Raw genomic sequence first — 16,067 nt, forward strand, 5'->3', positions numbered from 1 at the left:
TCAGTTCGTTTCGAAGTCGCGCGTTTCGGCGAAGACCGTTTTCCCTTCGCCGAGACTTTTCGCGCGATACATCGCACGATCGGCGGCGCGCAGCACGGCGGTGATGCCGGATTGCTGCGCGCTCGTCGCGCTCGAAAGCAGACACGCGCCGATGCTCGCCGATACCGACACCGGCCGCTCCTGCACCGATGTCATCGCGTCGAGAATCGAGTGAATGCTGTCGGCCACCGATAGCACCGCCGCGCGGTCGCGCACCTGATGTGCGAGCACGACGAACTCGTCGCCGCCCAGACGCGCGATGGTGTCCGACTTGCGCATGCGCTTCGCGAGCGATTGCGCGAAGGCTTGCAGCAGCATGTCGCCGACGGCGTGACCGTAGGTATCGTTCACTTCCTTGAAGCCGTCGAGATCGATGAGAAGGAGCGCGGTGGCATCGTCGCCATCGGTTTCGCGCGCGGTCATCGCACGATCGACGATCCGTTCGAGCGCGTATCGGTTGGACAGGCCCGTGAGCGGATCGGTCGATGCCTGACGCGCGAGATCGCGATTCGCATTGCCGAGGCGATCGACGAGTACGCTCAAATACACCGATGCGCCCAGCACGCTCAAACCGAGCCCGATCGCGGCGGGAAGATTGGCGCGCCACCACGGCTGCCAGACGCCGAGCGCCATCACGACGATAAGCGCCGTCGCGCACGACACCGCGAGCGTGCGCTTGCCGTAACGGCATCCCGAGCCGATCAGAAACCAGAACATCACCCAGATGAGCGGCAGCGCGATCGCGCCGCCCGCTGCAAGCGCGAGCCCGAGCAGCGTTTGATCGGCGATGGTCGTGACCGTGAGACGCTTCTCCGACGGCGTGCTCATGCGGCTGACGATCAGCAGCGTGGCCGCACCGTAAGACACGTAGAGCGCGATGAGACGCGCGACCGCCAGTGCATCGTAGGAAGGGCGGAGCCACGCGAAGATGCCGTAGGCCAGAAGAACCGCCGCCCCCATCCAGACCCGCAGCGTGGCCTGCTCGCGCTCGGGATTCCGGTGCTCGGACCATGCGAAGGCATAAGGCCGGCGTGCCGGTTGATGCGCCTGCTCCATACTGAACCCCTGGATGGTGATTTCTTTCTTTTATCTTGCTGTCGTGTACTGCGGCCCCGTCGCGTGGCATCGGCTTTATGGCGTGGTATCGAATTGCGCCGAGCGAGCGATCCGCTATTTTGCAACGTTTTGCGAAGACGCTGTGTTTCGTGTAATAACGGCTTTCGCACTTCTATTTCCGATTCACCGTGATGCGCGACGAATCCATTTCTCTGGTCGGCGAATGGCTGCCGGTCTGCAATAGCGAAGACGTTCCCGAAGGCGGCGCGCGCGGCTTTGTCGTCGCCGATGAGCGCATCGTCGTGTGGCGCGACAGTATCGGCGCGGCGCATGTGTGGCGCGATTACTGTCCGCATCGCGGCGCGCAGTTGTCGCTCGGGCACGTGATGCGCGATCAGATCGTGTGCCCGTATCACGGCTGGCGTTACGACATCGAAGGGCAGTGCTTGCGGATTCCATCGAATCCATCTTTGCGTCCTCCGAAGCGTGCCTGCGCGACGACGTTCGTCAGCGAGGAGAAGTACGGCGTCGTGTGGATGTGCTTCGGCGAGCCGGCCTACGCGCTCGATTTCTTTCCCGAAGCCGCGATTCCCGGTGGCCGGCGCATCAATCTCGCGCCGCAGACGGTGAGGTCATCGGCGCCGCGCGTCGTCGAAAATTTTCTCGATATGGCGCACTTTTCGTTCGTGCATGTGGGGATTCTGGGCGAGGACGCGCACACGGAAGTGCCGGATTATGAAGTCGTGCAGACTTCCGATGGCGGACTGGAGGCGCGGCAGTGTCGGTACTGGCAACCCGCGGGGATTCCTGGACAGGGCGGCGGCGCGATGATCGATTATGTGTATCGCGCGAAGCGTCCGTTGATCGCGAGTCTCACGAAGATGGCGTCAGGCGGACAGGGTGCGCTGCATATCATGCTGGCGGCGTCGCCGGTGACGCAGACGGAAACGCGCGCGTGGCTCGTGTCGATTCATGAGGACGACGCGACGCATTCCGATCAGGCGCTTTACGACTTCAATATGGAAATACTGATGCAGGACACGCCGATCGTCGAGTCGCAATGGCCTCGGCGTCTGCCGCTCGATCTCGATGCGGAGTTGCATCAGCGGTGTGATCGGATGGCGGTGGCTTACCGGAGATGGCTGGCGGGGATGGGGTTCGGCTGGGGGACGATTCTCGCGGAAGCCGAATGATCGCGCGTCGCGGAGAAGGATTGGCGCGCCCGGCTGGGATCGAACCAGCAACCCCTGCCTTCGGAGGGCAGTACTCTATCCATTGAGCTACGGGCGCATCGGGGAGAGGCCTTGCGTGAGGGAAGCGCCAAAAGACAAACGGCTGCTGCAAGGCCCAACGAATCCGAGAGAATACCTGTTTTCCGTGACTTCGTCCATCGCACGGGGTTGGACGCATCGCGCGAAGCATCACACGATTCGGGTAAACGCCCGCACTGCCGCCACAGCCACCTCGCGCCGACAGTTAAGCGTTCCGTCTATAATCGACCGTGCCTTTCCCCAGGCGCGCCCAAGCGCAATGCGGTAGCTGTCACGCTGTCACTGAACCGACTCACACCAAAAAACGGGAGACGAGACAAGCATGAGCGAAGCACCCCACGGAGCCCCGATCAAGACGCCCGGCCAACTCATCGCCGCGATCATCGCGGGATTCGGCATCCCGGTCGCCATCATCATCCTGCTCGCGGTTTATGTGAACAACTCGACGCGTACCGGCGCGGGCACGGACATCGAGCAGTCGGTGAACGAGCGCATCGCGCCCGCCGCGCAAGTCGATATCCGCGACGCCAACGCGCCGCGCGTCTACAAGTCCGGCGAGGAAGTCTTCAAGGCCGTGTGCTCCGCCTGTCACGCAGCGGGCACCGCTGGCGCACCCAAGTTCGGTGATGCCGGCGCGTGGGCGCCGCGTATCGGTGAAGGCTACGACACGCTCCTGCACAACGCGCTCAATGGCAAGGGCGCGATGCCCGCACGCGGCGGCACCAGCCCCGACGATTACAGCGACTTCGAAATCGCGCGCGCGGTCGTCTATATGGCCAACGGCAGCGGCGGCAAGCTGGCGGAACCGGCGCAACCCGCATCGGGCGCGGCGGCGAGCGCGGGCGCATCGGGGGCGGCAGCGGCATCGGGCGCAGCGGCTCCGGCAGGCGCGAGCGCGAATGAGAACGCGCAGGCGGCGGCAGCCGTCGCAGCACTGGCATCGGTGCCGCAGGCTGCAGCACCGGCAGCGGGTGGCCAAAGCGCCGATGCGGCTCAAGCCGGCAAGGCGCTCTATGAGCAAGTCTGCCAGGCATGTCACGCGGCTGGCGTGCTCAACGCGCCGAAGTTCGGCGACAAGGCCGCATGGGCGCCGCGCCTGAAAGAGCCGATGGACACCGTCTACAACTACGCATTGCACGGCAAAGGCGCGATGCCGCCGAAGGGCGGATCGAACGCACCGGATGCGGACGTGAAGGCCGCCGTCGATTACATGGTGAACGCGGCGAAGTAACGATCGCGCGTGCAATGAGAAAACCCTGCGTCGGTTCAAGCGGCGCAGGGTTTTTCATTTTGAAGCGCGAAGAAAGCGAAAGCGTCAGGTCTTCTGCAACATCGCCTTGAGCATCGCCATCCGATCTTTTGGCGACAACGGCTTCTCCTCGGCCGTCGGCGGCGGTGCGTCGTCGAGCAGCATCTCGGGGATGAAGCGCGACGGCTCGCACACCACCGTCTCCCGCGCGCGCTTTCTCTTCTTGCACCAGTTCAGATGCAGACTGCGCTGCGCCCGCGTGATCGCGACGTACATCAGCCGGCGCTCTTCCTCGATACGCGAATCGTCGACGGGCGCGTCATCGTCCGAGCTGCCGCGATGCGGCATGATCCCTTCTTCTACGCCCACCAGAAACACGTGCGGATACTCCAGTCCCTTCGACGCATGCACCGTCGAGAGCCGCACCGCATCCGGATCTTCTTCCTTGCCTTCGAGCATCGACATCAGCGCGACGGTCTGGATCAGGCCGAGCAGGTTCTTACCTTCATCGGCGAAACCGTCGGCGGTGTCGTAGCCGGTCTGCTCCGCGCCCGGCGCGGCTTCCGGCTTCGTGCCCTTGCGCTTCAACCATTCGAGAAACTCGAGCACGTTCTGCCACTTCGATTGCGCCTGCCGTTCGTCGTAGGCATCGTAGAGATACGACTCGTAGTGGATGGCTTCCATCATGTCGTCGAGCACTTCGGTCGCCGGATCGCGCGCCGCACGGTCCGACAGCCGGCGAATCCATTCGCAGAACGTGCGCAGCGGCTCGACCTGCCGCGCCGACAGACGCGCCTCGATGCCGCCCATGAACACCGCCTCGAACAGCGACACCTTCGCGGCGCCCGCGAACGCGCCGAGCGCTTCGAGCGTGGTATTGCCGACGCCGCGCCGCGGAGTCGTGATCGCGCGGATGAACGCGGGATCGTCGTCGGGATTGGCGATCAGACGCAGATACGCGATGAGATCCTTGATCTCCGCCTTGTCGAAGAACGACTGCCCGCCCGACAGCACATAAGGAATGCGCTCGCGGCGCAGCACCTGCTCGAAGATGCGCGCCTGAAAGTTGCCGCGATAAAGAATGGCGTAATCGCGAAACTGCGTGCGCCGCTCGAACTTGTGCGCCGACAGCCGGAACACCACGGACTCGGCCTCGTGCTCTTCGTCGTTGCAGCCGGTGACGGTGATCGTGTCGCCCATGCCGTGCTCGGACCACAGCTTCTTCTCGAACAGCTTCGGATTGTTCGCGATGACGTTGTTCGCCGCCGTCAAAATGCGCACCGTCGAGCGATAGTTCTGCTCCAGCTTGACGACGTGCAGCTTCGGGAAATCCTTGCCGAGCTGCGCGAGGTTTTCGAGCGTCGCGCCGCGCCAGCCGTAGATGGCCTGATCGTCGTCGCCGACAGCCGTGAACGCCGCACGCGGGCCGGCGAGCTGCTTCAGCAATTCGTATTGACAGGCGTTGGTGTCCTGATATTCGTCGATCAGCAGATAACGCAGGCGGTTCTGCCACTTGTCGCGCACCTGCTCGTTCTCGGCGAAAAGCTGCGCGGGACGCAGGATCAGATCGTCGAAATCAAGCGCCTGATACGCGTGCAGCGTCGCCGCGTAGCTGCGAAAGACGATCGCCGCCTGATGCTCGTCCTCGTTATTCGCGAGCACGGACGCCTGATCCGGCGAGACCATCGCGTTCTTCCATAGCGAGATGATCGACTGGATCTTGCGAATCAGGCCCTTGTCGGTCGTGCCGAGTTGTTCCTGCACCATGCCGAAGCAGTCGTCCGAATCCATGATCGAGAACTGCGGTTTCAGTCCGACATGTTCCGCTTCCTGCCGCATGATCTGCACGCCGAGCGAGTGGAAGGTGCAGATCGTCAATTGATTGACGGGAATCTTGCGGCCTTCCTTGCCGGGCGTGGTGAGCGTCTTGCCTTCGAGCAGCTTCGCGGTGCGCTCGCGCATTTCGAGCGCGGCCTTGTTCGTGAAAGTGAGCGCGGCGATGTGCTTCGGCTCGAAGCCGCGTCCTTCGATCAGATGCGCGATCTTCTGCGTGATCACGCGCGTCTTGCCGCTGCCCGCGCCGGCGAGCACGAGACAGGGACCATCGAGATAGCGCACGGCTTCGCTTTGCGCGGCGTTCAGACCAGCGGACATCGTTTTGGACTTTTGGAGTTCGGGCGCGCTTAGCTGAAAACCTGCGCGCGGAGGAGAGCGCGATGTTAACACGATAGCGGCGGCGCGGTTCCGGCCCCTGTTCGTGCCACAATAACCGATCGAATTCACGACAGGACGATGCCCGCATGAGCACAGCACTGAAAGTCGGCGTGATGGGCTACGGCCTCGCCGGCGCGACGTTTCACGCGCCCGTCATCGAGCACTGCGGACGGGCGGAAGTCACGGCCATCGCGACGAGCCAGGCCGAACGCGCGGCCGCGGATTATCCGAACGCGCAGATCGTCGCGGACTTCGATGCGCTGCTCGCCGTCGACGGCCTCGAATGCGTCGTCGTCGCGACGCCGAACGACACACACTTCGATCTCGCGCATCGCGCGTTGTCGGCGGGTAAGCATGTGGTCGTCGACAAGCCGGTCACGCTTTCCGCGCGCGATGCCCGCACGCTCGCCGATCTCGCGCAGCAGAAAGGGCTCGTGTTCGCGCCGTTCCACAATCGCCGCTGGGACGGCGATTTCATGACGGTGCGCGCGCTCGTCGAAAGCGGGCGGCTCGGGCGCATCACGCATTACGAATCGCATTTCGACCGTTTTCGTCCGAAAGTGCCGCAGCGCTGGCGCGAGGAAGCGGAGCGCGGCGGCGGCCTGCTGTTCGATCTGGGTCCGCATCTGATCGATCAGGCGCTGACGCTCTTCGGCGCGCCGCAGACGGTGACGGCGTTCGTGAAGGCGCATCGCGATCACGCGCACGCGCCGGATTACGTGCATCTCGTGCTCGGTTACGAGGACAAGGAAGTGATCCTGCACGCGAGCGCGCTCGCGGCGCTGGAGCCGCCGCGTTTCGCGATCCACGGCACGCGCGGCAGTTACGTGAAGAACGGGCTCGACACGCAGGAAGATCAGTTGCGTTCGGGTATGCGGCCGGGCAATGCGGAGTTTGCGAAGAATCCGCCGGGCGTGCTGCGCGAAGTCGATGGCGATCACGATCTGCGTCATGAATTCGCCACGAAGGATGGCGCGTATGTCGAGTTTTATCGCGCGCTGGCGGCGTCGATTCAGGACGGCAAGCCTTTTCCGGTTTCGCCGCAGGACGCGGTCGATACGATGACGATTATTGAGCTGGCGATTCAGAGTGATAGGGAAGGGCGGAGTGTGCCGTTCGCACGGGGAGAGTAATCCGACGTCGAGCAACGCGTGGAACTGGTGGCGGCACCGAGACGCCGCTTAAATTATTTGCCGTTTCCAATGTTTCAATGCGCGTTGACAGTGGTTTATTTCTTATTTTTAACAAGATAATCCATGAACTCGATGACGCTGCTAGTATCCAGACACGCACGCATTAACGTCTGGAGCAAGCGTCATTGAATCTTCCAAAATCCGCTACCTCGGAATGGCTCAGCGAAGTGATCGACATGACGATCACAGCAAGTGGAAACGAGCTCCGGATAAAGCGCATCGAACGAGAAGCGCGAGCGCTCCTCCAGAAAAATGCGGGCCAGCCGGAAATGTGCTGGCTTGTACTCTCGTTCATCGCGTTCTTGCAAGGAAATCGTGGCGACTGCATTCGTTGCGTCGAAGCAGCCAACGCGCTGGCAAACCGCGACGTGACGATACTGGGTAACGCGGCGACGCTTATGTGCGACCTCGGGGAACCTGAACTTGGCGCGAAATACGCTCGCCAATTTGCAGCTTTAAGTCACAGTGATCCGAGATTGGCGATCAACGCCGCCCGTGCGCTTTATGGCGTTCTTCTTTTTGAAGAAGCAGCGGACGTAATGTGCGTTCGGAATGCCGAGTCTTTGCTCAGCCAAGACGATGGTTTCCTCCGCGATTTAAGTGACACGATCACTTTGTTTCAAACCGCCGGCGTTCATGCTGAACTTCGCCAAGCCCTATTGGAATCGGCGACATCGATCGTGCGCGCAACAGGTTGCGAAATCAGACGGGCGCGTCCTGTTCGATATTTCGAATGCACGATGAGATACGAACTGTTCGTTGAAGAGTCGGCCAGTCAGTGTGCCAGCGTGAACTTCGCAATCGCTGAAGGCCTCGTCGAGCAATTCGAAGAAGCATATCCGGAGTTGATCACTTTTGTTTGCCGCCCGCTTGGATCATTCACGCCGCGCGGTATCTCTATTGAAATTTAACGATGAGCATTGACGTTGCAGATTTAATTGGTTTGGCGCAGCAATTATCTGCGGGCGACAGCGAGTGTGAGTGGCGATCGGGGGCGTCGCGCGCCTATTACGCTGCATATCACAAGGCACTCCTGGTTGCGGATAAGTGCCTACCACCCAATCCCTTTTTAGCCGGAGAACATCAGCGCCTGGCGGATCGGTACATTGCGGAAGGAAAAAAGGGCAAAGCGCTTGCATATGTGCTGATAGACCTCAAAAAGGTGCGAACGCTTGCTGATTACCATCTCACAGAATCGTTTCGTCAGCACGATGCAACAGATCTGGTGGCCAATTGCATTGCGTTCTTGCCGAGAGCGGATGAATTTGCGACTCGACAAACTAACGGCACATCCGCGGCAGTCTGAACACAGTTCAGCCAACGCCTCCACCGTCCATCAGACGCGCCCGAATCCGTTTGACAACCCCAATTCGGTCGCGTAAATTCTGCCGCACGCGTCGGGAGAGCGCGTGGTTTCGTTCATGCAGCGAAGACCGCGCCGCCGAAGGGGCACACCCGCAAACTCTCAGGCAAAAGGACCGACTGCGTCGAGGAATTCGTTTCCTCGCACTCTGGAGAGCGGCAGCGGCTTCAGCATGAAGCCAGTTGCCCACCGAAGGGGCGCGCGATGAACCATCAGTCACGCTGATGGTTCGCGCAATCTCTCAGGTACCGAGGACAGAGGGGTCACGCATCGCAACCGCTTCGCGGCATGCGCCTTGCGCGCTGCATCAGGCAGCACGAAGGCGCATCCGGCCAGGCGAAATGTGCGCTGCGTGGCCTTTTTTGTTTCGCGAACCGAGGCCCCGATGACCGAACTTCAACACACGCCCCTGCACGCCGCCCACCTCGCGCTCAACGCGCGCATGGTCGATTTCGGCGGCTGGGACATGCCCGTCAACTACGGTTCGCAGATCGACGAGCATCGCGCGGTGCGCACCGACGCCGGCATGTTCGACGTGTCGCATATGCGCGTCGTCGATTTCGAGGGCGACGCCGTCCGCGAATTCTTCAAGCACGCAATCGCCAATAACGTCGACAAGCTCACGACGCCGGGCAAGGCGCTCTACTCGTGCCTGCTCAACGGCAACGGCGGCGTGATCGATGACCTGATCGTCTACTACTTCTCCGAAACGAATTTCCGCGTCGTCGTGAACGCCGGCACGGCGGAGAAGGACATCGCCTGGTTCGGGCAGTTGAACGCCGAAGGCAAATTCAATCTTTCGATCACACCGCGCCGCGATCTCGCGATCATCGCCGTGCAAGGCCCGAACGCGCGCGAAAAGACCTGGCAAGTGCTGCCGGACACGCGCACGCAAACTCAGGACATCAAGCCGTTCAACGCGGCCGTTTTCCCGTCGACGCAATATGGCGAGTTGATGCTCGCGCGCACCGGCTACACCGGCGAGGACGGTTTCGAGATCGTCGTTCCGGCGACGCAGGTCGAGGCGTTGTGGAACGCGCTCGCCGCCGCGGGCGTGAAGCCCGCAGGCCTCGGCGCGCGTGACACGCTGCGCCTCGAAGCCGGCATGAATCTGTACGGCCAGGACATGGACGAGAACGTCTCGCCGCTCGACGCAGGCCTCGCGTGGACCGTCGATCTGAAAACGGAACGCGATTTCGTCGGCCGCAACGCGCTCGAAGCGAACGGCTCGAAGGCGAATTTCGTCGGGCTCGTGCTGATCAAGGAAAACGGCAAGGCGGGCGGCGTGCTACGCGCGCATCAGAAAGTCGTCACGCAACACGGCGACGGCGAGATCACGAGCGGCACTTTTTCGCCGTCGATGCAGGAATCCATCGCGTTCGCGCGCGTGCCGACAGGCGTTGCCGTCGGGGACACGGTGCAGGTCGTCATCCGCGACAAGCAACTTCCGGCGCGCGTGGTAAAACTTCCGTTCGTGCGCAACGGCCGAGTGTTGGTCGAGCTTTCATAACGCCGTCGCGCCCGTTCCCTCCGATCAAGAAACTCACGAAAGAACCACGCAAGGAGCATCCAATGAGCATCCCGGCCGATCTGAAATACACCGAATCGCACGAATGGGTCCGCACCGAATCCGATGGCACGCTGACCATCGGCATCACCGATCACGCGCAGGAAGCGCTCGGTGACATCGTGTTCGTCGAACTGCCCGCGGCGGGCAAGACCGTTACGGCGGGCGATGCGATCGCCGTCATCGAATCGGTGAAGGCGGCATCCGACATTTACGCGCCGGTTTCGGGCGAGATCGTCGAATCGAACGACGCGCTCACCTCGGCGCCCGATCAGGTGAACGGCGCGCCGTACGAAAGCTGGCTCTTCAAGATCAAGCCGGCGGGCGACGCCGGTCTGGACAAGCTGCTCGACGCCGAAGGCTACGGCAAGTCGATTGGCGAATAACTCATCTCAATGACGATTGCGGCTCGACGGAGAGCCGCAATCGCAGGACAAAACATGAAGCTCGAACACCCGGATCGCCTGATGAACCGCACCTCCCTGTCACTCGCCGCGCTCGAATGCCACGACGCATTCGCCGAGCGGCACATCGGCCCCGATGACGCGGACCAGCGCGCAATGCTCGATGCGCTCGGTTTCGCGTCGCGCGCGGCCTTCATCGACGCGGTGATTCCTGAATCGATCCGCCGCAAGGAAACGCTGCCGCTCGGCGCGTTCACGCAGCCGAAAAGCGAGGCGGAAGCGCTCGCGTCGCTGCGCAAGCTGGCGGACGAGAATCTGGTGTTTCGAACCTGGATCGGACAGGGTTACTACGGCACGCACACGCCGGCGGTGATCCTGCGCAACGTGCTCGAAAATCCGGCGTGGTACACGGCTTACACGCCGTATCAGCCGGAGATTTCGCAAGGCCGTCTCGAAGCGCTGCTCAATTTCCAGCAGATGGTGATGGACCTGACGGGCCTCGCGATGGCGAACGCCTCGCTGCTCGACGAAGCCACCGCCGCAGCCGAAGCGATGACGCTCCTGCAACGCGTCGGAAAGCCGAAATCGAACGTGTTCTACGTCGCCGATGACGTGCTGCCGCAGACCATCGAAGTGGTGCAGACGCGCGCGAAGCCCGCGGGCATCGAAGTGAAGGTCGGTCCGGCCGCGGATGCCGCGAGCGCGAACGCGTTCGGCGTGCTGCTGCAATATCCCGGCGCGAATGGCGATGTGCGCGACTATCGCGCGCTCGCGGAAGCAATCCATGCTGCGGGCGGCCATGTCGTCGCGGCGGCGGATCTGCTCGCGCTGACGCTCATCACGCCGCCGGGCGAATGGGGCGCGGATGTCGCGATCGGCAATACGCAGCGTTTCGGCGTGCCGGTCGGCTTCGGCGGCCCGCACGCGGCTTACATGGCCGTGCGCGACGAATTCAAGCGCCAGATGCCGGGGCGTCTCGTCGGCGTGACCGTCGATGCGCAGGGCAACTCCGCGCTGCGCCTCGCGCTGCAAACGCGCGAACAGCATATTCGCCGCGAGAAGGCGACGTCGAATGTCTGCACGGCGCAAGCGCTGCTCGCGATCATGGCCAGCATGTATGCCGTCTATCACGGCCCGCGCGGCCTGAAGACGATCGCGTCGCGCGTGAACCGCGTGGCGTCCATCTTCGCGGCGGGCGTGAAGAAGCTCGGCTACACGATCGCCAACGACACGTTCTTCGACACGATCACGATCGACAGCGGCGCGAGCACGACCGCGCTGCATCAGGCTGCTTACGCCGCGCATGTCAATCTGCGCCACGTGAGCGCGACGCAAGTCGGCGTATCGGTCGATGAAACCACCACGCGCGACGATCTGCTCAAGCTCTTCGCGTTGTTCGCCGAAGTCGCGGGCAAGACCGAAACGTTCGATATCGACGCGCTCGATCAGGCCGCCACCGATTCGCTGCCTGCCGAACTGCATCGCACGAGCGATTACCTCACGCATCCGGTCTTCAACCGCCATCACTCCGAACATGAAATGCTGCGCTATCTGCGCAGCCTTGCCGACAAGGATCTCGCGCTCGACCGCACGATGATCCCGCTCGGCTCGTGCACGATGAAGCTCAACGCGACATCGGAAATGCTGCCCGTCACGTGGCCCGAGTTCGCGCAGATTCACCCGTTCGCGCCCGCGGAGCAGACGCTCGGCTATCGCACGATGATCGATCAGCTCGAACAGATGCTCGTCGCGTGCACGGGTTACGCGGCTGTCTCGCTGCAGCCGAACGCGGGCTCGCAAGGCGAATACGCGGGCCTGCTCATCATCCACGCGTATCACGAATCGCGCGGCGAAGGGCATCGCAACGTGTGCCTGATTCCGGCGTCCGCGCACGGCACGAATCCGGCGTCGGCGCAGATGGCGGGCATGCAGGTCGTCGTCGTCGCGTGCGATGCGAACGGCAATGTCGATATTGAAGATCTGAAGGCGAAGGCCGGGAAGCATTCCGCGAATCTCGCGGCGATCATGATCACGTATCCGTCGACGCACGGCGTGTTCGAGCGCAACGTTCGCGAGATTTGCGACATCGTGCATTCGCACGGCGGCCAGGTGTATGTCGATGGCGCGAACATGAACGCGATGGTCGGACTGTGCGCGCCGGGCCAGTTCGGCGGCGACGTGTCGCACCTGAACCTGCACAAGACGTTCTGCATTCCGCACGGCGGCGGCGGACCGGGCGTCGGTCCGGTCGCGGTCGGCGCGCATCTGGCGAAGTTCCTGCCGAATCAGGCAGCGACCGGATACAAGCGCGATGACGCGGGCATCGGCGCGGTATCGTCGGCGCCTTACGGCTCGGCCGCGATCCTGCCGATCTCGTGGATGTACATCGCGATGATGGGCGCGCAAGGTCTCACCGCCGCCACCGAAAGCGCGATTCTCGCCGCGAACTATGTCGCGAAGCGCCTCGCGCCGCACTATCCGGTGTTGTACAGCGGCGCGGGCGGACTCGTCGCGCACGAATGCATTCTCGATGTGCGGCCGATCAAGGAATCGAGCGGCATCTCGGTTGAAGACGTGGCGAAGCGTCTGATCGACTACGGTTTCCACGCGCCGACGATGAGCTTCCCCGTGCCCGGCACGCTGATGGTCGAGCCGACGGAATCGGAATCGAAGGAAGAGCTCGACCGCTTCATCGACGCGATGATCGCGATCCGCGAGGAGATTCGCGCGGTGGAAGAAGGCCGCGCAGATCGCGACGACAACGTGCTGAAGAACGCGCCGCACACGGCAGCGGTCGTCACTGCGGACGACTGGACGCACAAGTACACGCGCGAAGCGGCGGCGTATCCGGTGAAGTCGCTGGTGGCGCGCAAGTACTGGTCGCCGGTGGGTCGCGCGGACAACGCGTACGGCGATCGCAACCTGATGTGCTCGTGCGTGCCGGTATCGGAATACGCGGACGAGTAAGGTTTCGCGCAGAACCTGAGAGAAAGCGCCGCCCGAAAGCGTAAAGCATTGTCGGGCGGTTTTGCGGCGCGTTCCAGAACAGCTAACATCTCACCCCGGACCAAAAAGCCAAACCAGGGAGTTCACATGGCGTTCAAGGTGCGAGAGGTGAAAGGGACGATCCGCGCGCGCGGGGTGCGAGCGATGTTGGCGGCGATGCTCATCGTCGCGTCGTCCGCGCAGGCCGCGATGAATTTCTGCGCCGCGCCCGCGATGCAGACGAGCGAGCGCACCAATGCCGATCCCGGCGTGAAGGCGCTGGTGAAGATGGTGCAGTCGCACGTGAACGATCAGCCGAAGGCGCGCGCGAAACTGCACACCGAAGGCACGCTGCCGCACGAGGGCATCTACGACGAGAGCGTCGAAGCGGAGAAAGACCTCGGTCTGATGCGCGACGCCGCGCTCGCGTGGCGCGCGACGGGTGACGAGCGCTATCTGCGGCTCGTCGACCGCTTCCTGCTCGCATGGACGACGACCTATCAGCCGAGCTTCAATCCGATCGACGAGACGAATTTCGAATCGCTGATCCTCGCATACGACCTCACGGCAAGCGCGTTGCCGGTCAGGACGCGCAACACGGCGAACGCGTTCATCACGAAAATGGTGACCGGCTACATCGCCGATATGGACAAGCAGCCCCGGCCGCTCACGGGCAATTACCGGAACAACTGGCAGAGCCATCGCGTAAAACTGGTGGCGATGGGCGCGTTCACGATCGACGACCGCAAGCTCATCAACGCGGCGCAGCGGCTGTTCGTCGAGCATATCGGTGACAACATCGCGCCTGATGGATCGACGGTCGATTTCGCCGAACGCGATGCGCTCCGCTACGTGACATACGATCTTCAGCCGCTCGTGACGGCGGCGCTCGCCGCGCGGCGGCACAACCGCAACTGGCTGCCGGAACGCGCGCAGTCGGGCGCGACGCTCGCCGAAGCGCTCAACTGGCTCACGCCTTACGCGCTCGGCACGAAGACGCACGATGAATTCGTGAAGTCGTCCGTGCCGTTCGACGCCAAGCGTCGCGAGGCGGGCTTGCCGGGATTTTCGGGTCAATGGGACCCGAAGAACTCGGCGGAACTCTTTCATCTGGCGGCGCGGCTCGACGGCCGCTACGCGCCGGTCGCGCTGCGGCTCGCGCCGACACCGCCCGCGTGGCTCGCGGTGTGTCTGCCGCTGCCGGCGCGCTAACTCTTACAGGCAGGAGCAGTCATGGCAGTCAGCGTATTCGACCTCTTCAAGATCGGCATCGGACCTTCGAGCTCGCACACAGTGGGACCGATGCGCGCCGCGTTGATGTTCGCGCAAGGGCTCGAGCGCGACGAGCTGCTGGAATCGACCGCATCCGTGAAATGCGAGCTGTACGGCTCGCTCGGCGCGACGGGCAAGGGCCACGGCACGGACCGCGGCGTGATGCTCGGCCTGATGGGCGACGCGCCCGATACCGTCGATGCATCGGGCATCGTTCCCCGGCTCGAAACCGTGCGTACGTCGAAGACGCTCGCGTTGCTGGACAAGCGCAAGATTCCGTTCACGATCAAGGAGAACATCGCGTTCTATCGGCAGGCGCTGCCGGAGCATCCGAACGGCATGAAGCTCTACGCATTCGACGCGAACGGCGCGTTGCTGCGCGAAGCGACGTATCTGTCGGTGGGCGGCGGTTTCGTCGTGACGGCGGGCGCGGCGAACACGGCGGTGCTGACGGCGCACGAGCACTTACCGTATCCGTTCCACACCGGCGACGAGTTGATGAAGATGTGTGCGGAATCGGGCAAATCGATCGCGCAGCTGATGTGGGAAAACGAGCGCGTGTGGCGCAGCGAAGACGAGATTCGCGCCGGGCTTCTGCGCATCTGGGACGTGATGCAGGATTGCGTCGCGCGGGGGTGCGGCATCGGCAATCCGGCGGCGGAAGGACACTTGCCGGGGCCGTTTCAGGTGAAGCGACGCGCGCCGCAGTTGTACAGGGCGCTCACGGGCAAGCCGGAGCAGGCGCTGCGCGATCCGCTCTCCATGATCGACTGGATCAATCTCTACGCGATCGCGGTGAATGAAGAGAACGCGATCGGCGGGCGCGTCGTCACGGCGCCGACCAATGGCGCGGCGGGGATCATTCCGGCGGTGCTGCATTACTACGACCGGTTCGTGCCGGGATCGAACACGCAGGGCGTCGTCGATTTTCTGCTGACGGCGGCCGCGATCGGCATTCTGTACAAGATGAATGCGTCCATCTCCGGCGCGGAAGTCGGATGCCAGGGGGAAGTCGGCGTCGCGTGTTCGATGGCGGCGGGTGCGTTGGCTGCGGTGCTCGGTGGAACGCCGGCGCAGGTGGAGAACGCGGCCGAGATCGGGATGGAGCATAACCTCGGGCTGACTTGCGATCCGGTCGGCGGGATGGTGCAGATTCCGTGCATCGAGCGCAATGCGATGGGATCCGTGAAAGCCGTCAACGCCGCGCGGATGGCGATGCGCGGCGACGGGTCTCACTACGTTTCGCTCGATTCGGTCATCAAGACCATGAGGGAGACTGGCGCGGATATGAAGACCAAATATAAGGAAACGTCGCGCGGTGGGTTGGCGGTGAATATTGTGGAGTGTTGAGGAATCCATGCCTTCGAGCAGGCGTCATCTCGGCGACTGAAACATTCGTTGGATGGCGCTCGAAGCGCGGAATGAAGCAGTTAGCATCGGTAGAACAAGAACGA

Annotated in this window: 12 protein-coding genes, 1 tRNA gene and 2 riboswitches; of the genes, 10 read left to right on the forward strand and 3 right to left on the reverse strand. The window is 62.9% G+C overall.

What is annotated here, in order from left to right:
* A complete protein-coding gene (locus ACEN42_RS00975) occupies window positions 1-1,095 on the reverse strand; it encodes a diguanylate cyclase (protein ID WP_371880431.1) in 1,095 nt (364 codons plus the stop codon).
* Between the two features lie 191 nt (window positions 1,096-1,286).
* Between ACEN42_RS00975 and ACEN42_RS00980 the strand changes: the two genes are divergently transcribed.
* Window positions 1,287-2,288: a Rieske 2Fe-2S domain-containing protein gene (locus ACEN42_RS00980; protein ID WP_371880432.1), complete on the forward strand. Its 1,002-nt coding sequence runs from the start codon at window positions 1,287-1,289 to the stop codon at window positions 2,286-2,288.
* 21 nt (window positions 2,289-2,309) lie between these two features.
* On the opposite strand, the gene ACEN42_RS00985 is transcribed toward ACEN42_RS00980, so the two are convergent.
* Window positions 2,310-2,385: transfer RNA gene (locus ACEN42_RS00985), tRNA-Arg, on the reverse strand.
* 303 nt (window positions 2,386-2,688) lie between these two features.
* On the opposite strand from ACEN42_RS00985, the gene ACEN42_RS00990 reads away from it, so the two are divergent.
* Window positions 2,689-3,597 carry a cytochrome c5 family protein gene (locus ACEN42_RS00990; protein WP_238286104.1) on the forward strand — a complete coding sequence of 303 codons (909 nt, stop codon included), beginning with the start codon at window positions 2,689-2,691 and terminating at the stop codon, window positions 3,595-3,597.
* An 84-nt stretch (window positions 3,598-3,681) separates the two neighbouring features.
* On the opposite strand, the gene ACEN42_RS00995 is transcribed toward ACEN42_RS00990, so the two are convergent.
* Window positions 3,682-5,769: a UvrD-helicase domain-containing protein gene (locus tag ACEN42_RS00995; protein ID WP_187609666.1), complete on the reverse strand. Its 2,088-nt coding sequence runs from the start codon at window positions 5,767-5,769 to the stop codon at window positions 3,682-3,684.
* Window positions 5,770-5,915: 146 nt separating this feature from the next.
* On the opposite strand from ACEN42_RS00995, the gene ACEN42_RS01000 reads away from it, so the two are divergent.
* The 8 genes from ACEN42_RS01000 to ACEN42_RS01035 all read left to right on the forward strand — a co-directional run bounded on the left by ACEN42_RS01000 (window position 5,916) and on the right by ACEN42_RS01035 (window position 15,963).
* Window positions 5,916-6,962 (forward strand): oxidoreductase, encoded by a 1,047-nt coding sequence (locus ACEN42_RS01000; protein WP_371880433.1) that lies wholly within the window; start codon window positions 5,916-5,918, stop codon window positions 6,960-6,962.
* Between the two features lie 185 nt (window positions 6,963-7,147).
* Window positions 7,148-7,933: a hypothetical protein gene (locus tag ACEN42_RS01005; RefSeq protein ID WP_371880434.1), complete on the forward strand. Its 786-nt coding sequence runs from the start codon at window positions 7,148-7,150 to the stop codon at window positions 7,931-7,933.
* Window positions 7,934-7,935: 2 nt separating this feature from the next.
* Window positions 7,936-8,328: a hypothetical protein gene (locus tag ACEN42_RS01010; RefSeq protein ID WP_250482771.1), complete on the forward strand. Its 393-nt coding sequence runs from the start codon at window positions 7,936-7,938 to the stop codon at window positions 8,326-8,328.
* A gap of 82 nt (window positions 8,329-8,410) precedes the next feature.
* Window positions 8,411-8,514: riboswitch (glycine riboswitch) on the forward strand.
* A gap of 9 nt (window positions 8,515-8,523) precedes the next feature.
* Window positions 8,524-8,653, forward strand: a riboswitch (glycine riboswitch).
* A gap of 117 nt (window positions 8,654-8,770) precedes the next feature.
* Window positions 8,771-9,895: a glycine cleavage system aminomethyltransferase GcvT gene (gene gcvT / locus ACEN42_RS01015; protein ID WP_371880435.1), complete on the forward strand. Its 1,125-nt coding sequence runs from the start codon at window positions 8,771-8,773 to the stop codon at window positions 9,893-9,895.
* Between the two features lie 62 nt (window positions 9,896-9,957).
* A complete protein-coding gene (gcvH, locus tag ACEN42_RS01020) occupies window positions 9,958-10,338 on the forward strand; it encodes a glycine cleavage system protein GcvH (protein ID WP_035499312.1) in 381 nt (126 codons plus the stop codon).
* Between the two features lie 54 nt (window positions 10,339-10,392).
* Entirely contained in the window at window positions 10,393-13,323 is a 2,931-nt protein-coding gene (gene gcvP, locus ACEN42_RS01025) for an aminomethyl-transferring glycine dehydrogenase (RefSeq protein ID WP_371880436.1), read from the forward strand.
* A gap of 126 nt (window positions 13,324-13,449) precedes the next feature.
* Window positions 13,450-14,553 carry an alginate lyase family protein gene (locus ACEN42_RS01030; RefSeq protein WP_371880437.1) on the forward strand — a complete coding sequence of 368 codons (1,104 nt, stop codon included), beginning with the start codon at window positions 13,450-13,452 and terminating at the stop codon, window positions 14,551-14,553.
* 21 nt (window positions 14,554-14,574) lie between these two features.
* On the forward strand, window positions 14,575-15,963 hold the full coding sequence (locus ACEN42_RS01035) for an L-serine ammonia-lyase (RefSeq protein WP_187609658.1): 1,389 nt from the start codon (window positions 14,575-14,577) through the stop codon (window positions 15,961-15,963).
* The last annotated feature ends 104 nt before the right edge of the window (window positions 15,964-16,067 follow it).

Source organism: Caballeronia sp. S22, from assembly GCF_964261745.1.
Classification (GTDB): Bacteria; Pseudomonadota; Gammaproteobacteria; order Burkholderiales; family Burkholderiaceae; genus Caballeronia; species Caballeronia jiangsuensis.